8 protein-coding genes are annotated in these 8,517 nt (G+C 48.2%); all 8 read left to right on the top strand.

The window, feature by feature from the left end; all coding sequences use genetic code 11:
- Positions 1-131: 131 nt before the first annotated feature.
- The 8 genes from tilS to F4X88_21600 all read left to right on the top strand — a co-directional run bounded on the left by tilS (position 132) and on the right by F4X88_21600 (position 8,503).
- A complete protein-coding gene (gene tilS, locus F4X88_21635) occupies positions 132-1,640 on the top strand; it encodes a tRNA lysidine(34) synthetase TilS (GenBank protein MYA58887.1) in 1,509 nt (502 codons plus the stop codon).
- Positions 1,627-2,190, top strand: a complete 564-nt coding sequence (gene hpt / locus F4X88_21630; protein ID MYA58886.1) for a hypoxanthine phosphoribosyltransferase — start codon at positions 1,627-1,629, stop codon at positions 2,188-2,190. The genes tilS and hpt overlap by 14 nt, the downstream gene beginning before the upstream one ends.
- A gap of 129 nt (positions 2,191-2,319) precedes the next feature.
- Positions 2,320-3,105, top strand: coding sequence for a cytochrome c (locus tag F4X88_21625; GenBank protein ID MYA58885.1), 786 nt, complete (start codon positions 2,320-2,322; stop codon positions 3,103-3,105).
- Positions 3,106-3,279: 174 nt separating this feature from the next.
- Positions 3,280-3,810: a hypothetical protein gene (locus tag F4X88_21620; protein MYA58884.1), complete on the top strand. Its 531-nt coding sequence runs from the start codon at positions 3,280-3,282 to the stop codon at positions 3,808-3,810.
- A 101-nt stretch (positions 3,811-3,911) separates the two neighbouring features.
- Positions 3,912-4,694 carry a M23 family metallopeptidase gene (locus F4X88_21615; GenBank protein ID MYA58883.1) on the top strand — a complete coding sequence of 261 codons (783 nt, stop codon included), beginning with the start codon at positions 3,912-3,914 and terminating at the stop codon, positions 4,692-4,694.
- Positions 4,660-6,102: a transglycosylase SLT domain-containing protein gene (locus tag F4X88_21610; GenBank protein MYA58882.1), complete on the top strand. Its 1,443-nt coding sequence runs from the start codon at positions 4,660-4,662 to the stop codon at positions 6,100-6,102. The genes F4X88_21615 and F4X88_21610 overlap by 35 nt, the downstream gene beginning before the upstream one ends.
- A 36-nt stretch (positions 6,103-6,138) precedes the next feature.
- Complete coding sequence (locus F4X88_21605; GenBank protein MYA58881.1) at positions 6,139-7,401, top strand: Gfo/Idh/MocA family oxidoreductase; 1,263 nt, start codon at positions 6,139-6,141, stop codon at positions 7,399-7,401.
- Between the two features lie 37 nt (positions 7,402-7,438).
- Positions 7,439-8,503 (top strand): Gfo/Idh/MocA family oxidoreductase, encoded by a 1,065-nt coding sequence (locus tag F4X88_21600; protein MYA58880.1) that lies wholly within the window; start codon positions 7,439-7,441, stop codon positions 8,501-8,503.
- The last annotated feature ends 14 nt before the right edge of the window (positions 8,504-8,517 follow it).

Below are 8,517 nucleotides of genomic sequence, written 5' to 3'. Positions count from 1 at the left end.
GAGCACACGACTCATAATCGTGCTGTCCGGAGTTCGACTCTCCGCACCGGCATTGCCTTTTTGGCGCAACTCGCAAGTAATATGCGGGTAGGCACAAGACCTACCCCTACCGTCAAAAATAGGCATATCTCATGACAGCCGACTTTGTGCGACAGATGCACCGCTTTATTTTGCGGCACGCAATGATTAAGAACGGCGAAACAGTGCTTGTTGCAGTCTCAGGTGGTGCGGATTCCCTTGCACTCCTATACGGTTTGCACGCCCTACACTCGCAACTCGACTGCCAACTTCATCTCGCCCATTTAAATCACTGCCTCCGTCCGGACGCTGATGCAGATGCAGACTTTGTCCAGCAGCACGCAGCACATTTAGAATTGCCTTGCACCCTTGAGCGTGTTGAAGTGGCTCGTTTGGCAAAGCAATGGAAAGTCTCTGTGGAGACAGCCGCTCGGAGAGCGCGGTATCAATTTTTTGAGGAGGTCTCCACGCACATCGGTGCGACCAAGGTGGCTCTGGGACACCATCAGGACGACACCGCCGAGACGGTTCTGATGAACCTCATTCGCGGAAGCGGCTCTACTGGACTGAAAGGGATTACCCCTGTCAGGAATTTTAGATTTTTTGGCGCAACTTGCAAGCCAAAACTTGCCGTCAAAAGTATTCGACCCCTCATGGGGTTCACACGGCAACAGATTGAAGCATTCCTGACCTCCAAAGGGTTAGTGCCACGGCATGATTCAACGAACACGGATATCCGCTATCTCCGCAATCGTATTCGTCATGCGTTAATACCGAGGCTTGAAAGCGACTATAATCCGAATATCAGAGTCGGATTAAGCCGGACTGCTGATGTATTAGGTGCCGAATCGGAATACCTCGACACAGTCGCGCAGGAGGCGTTTGAGACCTGCCGTGTTCGAGACCCAGATCAGGTTAAGGCACTCGCAACATCGAAAAGTGTCGTGTTGGACAGAGCGAAGTTTCAACAGTTTCACATCGCAGTCCAGAGACGGGTACTTCGGCAGAGTTTCTTTGAAATGTTAGCGGATATGGGTGATCTCTATTTTACGCATTGTGAAGCGATGCTGGATCTTATTGAAGGGGATGCCCCTAGTGCTATATTGGCACTTCCAAACGACGTGCGATTCCGACGTGTATATCAGTATCTTATTTTTGAGGTAAACACAAGTTCCATATCACGGCTTCCGATTGAGAGTTTTGCTTATCCGTTGACTGTTCCCGGTAAAACGTTTATCGCTGCTTTAAATACGGAAATTACCGCTGAGTTGGGTGATATCCGGTCCCGTGAGGTTCGGACGTTCCCAGATGGAAGATTTGAAGCAATTTTTGATTATGAAAAGGTAAGGGGAGCGTTCGTAGATTTCCCTTCAGAAGCCTTTCCGCTTACGATACGCAATCGACGGCAAGGCGACCGATTTCAGCCTTATGGTATGCAAGGAAGGAAAAAGATTAAGGATTTCATGATAGATGCCAAGGTGCCTCGCGATGCACGCGGGCGCATTCCAATGCTTGTTTGTGGCGATGAGGTTCTCTGGATTGTTGGTTATACCACCAGTGAACCGTTCAAGATTCATCCGGGCACACGGCAATATCTTCACCTACGTTATGTCAGCGACTAAACCTTCTCCTGAATCCGTCCTCATTTCTGAATCCTGCCTTCAGTACCGCATTCGTGAACTCGGTACGCAGATATTAACTGATTATGAGAACAAGGAATTGGTCCTGCTAGGTGTCCTTAGGGGCAGCGTTCTCTTTTTTGCGGATCTTGCGCGTGCTATCTTTAAGGCACAGGATGAAAGTCAAACAAGAGAAGTCGCACTTCGTTTTGAGTTTGTGCAACTCATGAGTTACCACGATAGTACACGACCTTCAACAGTAAAGCTCATTGGTGGTGGTAGCAATTATCTCACAGAGCGACATGTCCTCATTGTAGAAGATATTGTTGATACTGGTCGGACTTTAACGTTTCTCTGTGAACATCTTCAGACACTGAATCCGAAAACCGTTAAGGTTTGTACATTACTTGATAAACCTTCTCAACGCCAGGTGCCTATTGCTGTTGATTACATCGGTTTTGAAATTCCAGATACTTTCGTGGTTGGATATGGTCTTGATTATGCACAACAGTATCGAAATTTACCCTATATTGCGGTTTTAGAGCCAATTTAAGTGTTTTTCGCCGAAAATCGCGGGTGTATAAACCCACAATCCGGGGCAAACTATGTTTTCTCATTTTTCTGTTGACAATAAATTATATATTTAGTAAGATACTTGACATCATATCTTGAAAGGAGATTCATGATGCGTAAATTGGTTTTATTTGGTCTCTGTGGTGCTTTGATTGCAGGATTTATCCTTCTCACCCAAGCCCAAATGTCAGACAAAGCGCAATTGGGGCGCGAACTTTTCCACGATCCAACTTTTAAAGGAACACTTAAACCAGGTAATAGGTCAGGTTATGCGACCGGGCTTTCCTGTGCAAACTGCCACGCGGATTTCGATGAGATCGCAAATCCAGACGGTCTGATTCGAGCAGGTCACAGTGTCGTGGGTGTGCCGCATCGCGGCGAAGCGAAAGGTGGAATGATTAAAGGCGCGGATTTCGCACGTGCGGCTGGTGGCGGTGGTTTCTGTTATGAGCACTTCTTACAGCGAGTCCCACACGATAAAGTGAATCCCACTGCTATCCCGGCAGAATATGCCGAAGCACTCATGGCTTATTTTGAGGTGATCTCTGGGGACAACAAAGGTCCCGAATTTGAGATCGCAATGCTGGATGCCGATGCGAAAAAAGCAGCGGGTGAGAAAATCGGTGCTATGAGCGGGGATTCAAGTAAGGGCTGGGAACTTTTCGGACGCGCCTGCATTGTTTGCCATCCAGCGGCGAATAAAGCCGGGGTTGGTCCGCAACTTGTTCGTTCCAGGGCCCCTCGCGATATTGATAAAACAATGGTGCGGTGGGCTACTAAAATTCGCGGTGGCGGATCTCTTATGCCGTTCTATGCCGCTGACATCCTTAGTGACCAGGAGATCGCTGATATTCTTGCATTTCTGCGTCAGGAAATAGAGAGCATAAAGCAGTAAAGAACCGATTCGGCTGGAATCATTCTTCCAGCCTCATATTCTATCTTTGAATCTGTTTGATTTTTTGTAACCAACTCTCTTTGCTACTCGTTTTTTGGAAACGAAACAGTAGTCGTATTCGTCTCAAAACGTATAAGCGTTTCGATTGATTAAAATATGAAGAGAGGTGGTGTCATGAAAGGATCTCGATTCCTTACAATATCTTTTTACATTCTCCTTACGGGTTTCGTATTAAGTTTCGCGAGTTGTGGTGGGAGCAACCTCAACAACCCTGTTTCGGAAGGGGATGCGGTCGCTGAGGGTAGTGGGAGTACCGACGGTGTCGTTGAACTTACAGGAAACCTAAACGCTGAGGAGACGACGGAGCAGATTGCCAATCTTGACGTAAAAGTCACCGTTACGAAGAAAACGGTGGACCCCGGTGAAGAGGTGGAGTTGGCTGCTTCCGTCAAAGGAGTTAGAGGTAGCAGTGTCACATTGAACTGGCTGAATATTACAAAGTATGGGAAGCTTTCCGCCTCCAGCGAAAATCCAATTACTTGGACTGCTCCGCAAACATTAAATGGGGCGAACGCTCAAGTTGAAGTCATCCAACTTATTGTGACTGTGATTAGCGAAGTTGTTTCAGTCGGTGCCTCTGGAATTGATACTGATACCCAAATTATTTCGGAAACAAAAACGGTTTTACTAACCGTTAGAGATTAGTTCGCAGAAACAAAATCTGTCCTAACAAGCGATAGTTGTATCCGATACGCTTGACATGCTGACAGAGTTTGCCTCTGCTTTGCCTTGTCTTAGGGTATCAAATGAAGAGAAAATTGATTCGTACGTTTATTGTAGTTATGTCTATGGTGGTAATCTCTGGAATGGAATTGCGTGCTAGCGGACAACAGCATTTGGTGCAAAAAGGCGATACATTGTGGGGGATTTCTCGGAAATATAAAGTACCTCTGAAAAAGATTATTCAGGCTAACAGTATTCAACCAACGAATCCATTGCAGATTGGGAAAAAGCTTTTAATTCCTGGAGCACCCGTTGAAGGGATCTGGTATCGGGTTAAAGCCGGGGATACGTTGTCTGGTATTGCGAGTCGTCATAACGTTGACTGGCAAGACCTTCAGCGCATTAATGGTATAACTTCACCGCGTCGCCTCCAGATTGGCACAAGAATCCGTATTCAACGAGATAACAGTCTAAGTTTTGGAAATCCGCTTCGGGTCCCTTTAGTCGTAACCTCAAAGTATGGTTACCGTCATCATCCTGTGACGAGACGTTACCAACTTCATGAGGGTATAGATTTTCGTGCTGCTACAGGCACACGCGTATATGCCTCCAGGGCGGGTAAGGTGATTTTTGCTGGTCGCAGAAACGGCTATGGTAAAGTTATTGGTATTGAACACGAGGGCGATTTTACGACATGGTATGGGCATTTGTCAGGTATTAGAGTAAGAGTTGGGCAAACTGTCACAAAGGGAAAGGTAATTGGGCTTTCCGGGAACACGGGTGTTTCGACAGGACCCCATTTACATTTTGAAATTAGGTACAAAGACAGAAGTGAAAATCCAACGAATCACATTACTATACCATAAACGGGGTTTGCTACTCGTAGCGATTGTTTTTCTCTCATTAGCGTATTTTCTGGGTCAAGAAAACACATCATCAGATTCTTTTAACCTGAGACCCGAAGTTGGCACGCGTGGACTTGGGTTGAGCGGCGCATTCATCAGCAGTGCAGACGATGCCACAAGTCCCCTCTGGAATCCCGCCGGACTTGCCACGTTGGAGCGTGGAAACCTAATTTACGACCTCTCCCAAGGTGCCATCTCCATCGCTTATCCTATCAAATATATTGGCACATTTGGTATAAATTTCCTTGATTTAAATCGCAACGATCGATTTCTCGTAGAACATACGGCGAACCCGATTGGCAGTTTCAAACTCGGCAATAATCAAGCGCTGTTCTCCTATGCGAGGCGGTTCGGCAGTTTTCAACTGGGTGCCAGCACAGGGTATAGCCGGGCACCTTATTATGGCAGTCTCTGGGCACAAAATTATGATGTTGGCGTTCTCACAGAACTTACCCCTTACCTTGCTGTGGGGATGCGATTACGCGACATTGCTGGCGTAACCATTCGACATAGAGATGGTCAGGTATTGCAAACTTTCGATCAGCAACTTGCCCTCGGTGCAGTCCTAACGCCTCACCCGATTATCCGATGGCATAATCGACTCGATATTATCCATCCATGTTTTGGGACAAGCGTAGAAATCGGAAATAGAACGATCGCGGCTCACATCGGGTCAATGTTCACCTTTGGCACTGGAACCCCTTCTCAATCTTGGAGTGTCGGGTTTTCACTGAACCAATTGGGGAAGCAGTTCCATTATACATATTTGAATCACCACGATTTCGAGCATAGACATCTCGCTTCGATAGGCATGTCTTTCGGTCTTCCCCAACCTGTTTCACGGTCAGCAGTCAACAAAGAAGTGCCTGAAAGCGGGCGCCCGATGGCTGCTCGTCCCTATAAAGCTGCCCAAATCGCGAGGGAATACGACATTGATGTAGCACTCATGCTTGCTATTATTCATACGGAATCCAACTTTAATCCGCTTGCCGTGTCGGAAAACGGCGCAGCAGGCTTAATGCAGCTCATGCCTGGTGCTGCACGAGACCTTGGACTCAAGGTGCCGCAGTACAAAAATAGAAGGAAACCGAACCGTGATCCGAAGATAGATGAACGATTTGATCCGAACATAAACTTGCACGCGGGTTTAACTTATTTCAAGATGCTTTATAAAAAACATTTGAACAATTTGACTTTGGCACTCGGCGCATACAACGTTGGTCCCGCCAAAGTGAAAATACGTGGTCCCCTTATTAGCAGAGGTAAAAGATATGCGAAGAAGGTGATGAACCGCGCCCAATATTATCGTGATAAGGCGGCACAAATGGAAACGGATCTCAAGCGTTTAGAAAGAATCCTTAATCAATAAAGAAGGCGCGAAGCGCGCCAGCTGCGGGGAGATAGCATGGATAAAATTAGATTAGCAATCGTTGGATGTGGCGGTATGGGACACCGACACATGTACGGGTTAGCGGAACTGCATCGGGCAGGATGGACGCGGTTTAACCTTGTCGGTGCTTGTGATCCTGTCCTCGCGAATGCCGAGTCGCTCGCTTCGCAAGCAGAAGAACGTTTCGGAGAGAAACCTGCTGTTGTTGGGAGTCTAGAAGAGCTCGCTGCAGTCGGCGTAGATGCTGTGGATGTGACGACTACGCCACCGTATCATCACACCGTGGCTATTGAGACGCTTGAGCGTGGGTGGCACACGATGGTCGAAAAGCCGATGGGGTTGACCGTTCGAGCCTGTAACCTGATTCGTCGTGCTGCCGATGCGTCGGATGCGATTCTTAGCGTTGCGGAAAACTATCGGCGCGACCCGATCAATCGGCTCGCAAAAGCGCTGATAGATGCAGAGGTTATCGGCAAACCTCGTTTCCTCATTCACCAGGCGATCGGTGGCACAAACCGTATGACTATCTCCGTCTGGCGACACCAGAAAGATCAAAGTGGTGTATTACTTGATGTCGGTGTTCACTATGCGGACATGATCGAGTATCTGCTTGGCGATATTGATACAATCTATGCGCAGACGCGACTCCATGAACCGATCCGGTATAACGCCGCGGCAGTGACGGGTGAATCCGGCTCTAATCCTGCTGGGGTGTATACGAAATGGCAACGTAAGATGCCTGCTGAATTCGAGGCGACTGCAGAGGATGCGGCGTATGCGACCTTGACTTTCAAAAGCGGGGTTGTGGGGCAATATATTGAGGACCACGGGGCATGGGGAGAAGGCGGTTGGCTTCGGAAAATTCACGGATCCCAAGGCTCTATGACGCTCCCCGGCGACCGGAGCGGCGGAATTATCACCCTCAATATTAACGGCCAGGAAACGATTAATGACGAGCGACTCTTGGATCTCGTTCCAGATTTTCGTTTAGATGCCGTCACAACAGATCTCTTTGGCGGAGACCGGTTGTGGAAATATGAATTGCCGTTTACGCAAATTGACCCGAAGATTATCGCCATTGAATATGGAGACTTTGCTGAAGCCATCGCTGGAAACAGTGAGGTTGAGGTCGATGCCGATCAGGGGACTCGGTCTGTTGCCCTTTCATACGCGATGCTTGAGTCGGGGGCAACGGGACAGATCGTTCAAATAGATCAGATGTTGGATGAATCCATTAATACATACCAACGCGAAATTGACGAAGGATTAGGTATCTAACCGTCTCGCAGTTGTGCGTTGGAGGACAATCGATACAATGACAAGCAAGCAGGAATTCGGGATCGGTTTGATTGGGTTGGGTATCGGACAGCAGCATTTGCTGGGTTATCAACGTCAAGGTTTACGCGTTGCTGCAATCTGTGATAAAGATGCTGGACGGCTTAACGAGGTTGGAGACCAATTTCACATCGATCAGCGGTATACTCGTATCGCTGATCTGATTGCGGATGCTGATGTTGATGTGGTTGATATGGCAGTGCAGCCGTGGATCCGTTCCCCTATCGTCAAAGCCGCTGCTGCGGCTGGTAAGCATATTCTCTGTCAAAAACCGTTTTCAATGTCGATGCAACAAGCGGTTGAAATGGTGGAGATCTGTGAGCGACATAACGTGCAGCTGATGGTGAACCAGAACTCCTGCTTTGTTCCCGGTTTCCTCGCGATTGAACCCTACATCACTGCTGAGCATCTCGGCGAAATTTACCATGCCTCAATAACCTGCAACGGGTTCTACACGGAGTTCCCTGAACGCCATCTGATTCCAGCGATGCAGGTGCATCACATTGGACTTATTCATAAATGGTTCGGGGAATATGAGAGCGTTTATTGCCAAGCACACGGACATAACCGCACTATTGAGGACGGAGAAGCCGTTTCCGTCGCGCTTTTCAAGAGTCGGAGCGGTGTCCAAGGCTTGCTTTCGTGTAACTGGGCGTTTCTCGCCGATTCTGGACGCAATTTACAGCATCCACACGAGGAAATCCGCATCCAAGGGACGAAAGGGGCAATCTACGGAAACAGCGAGGATATGACGGTTCAACTCACGGAACCGGAAGTGCGTGAGATTAAACCGTCGATTGAGGGAACGTGGTTTCCAGATGCCTTCGGAAACGTGATGACTCACTTTCAGGAGTGTCTACGTACGGGAGAAACGCCTATCACACATGGACGTGGTAACTTGCACGTTGTCCAAACGGTGTTCGGACTTCACCAGTCGGCGAGGTCTGGGGAGATCGTCCTGCTTGACGATATTTCCTTGGATGGCGACTACGACCTGAGTCCGCATCCTGTTCACAGCGCGGATGATACAATTATCCTGCAGTGATACCACCCGCCATT

The sequence above is a fragment of the Candidatus Poribacteria bacterium genome (genome assembly GCA_009839745.1).
Classification (GTDB): domain Bacteria; phylum Poribacteria; class WGA-4E; order WGA-4E; family WGA-3G; genus WGA-3G.
The sequence above is the reverse complement of the archived record's forward strand: the minus strand, read 5'-3'. Positions and strand labels throughout refer to the sequence as shown.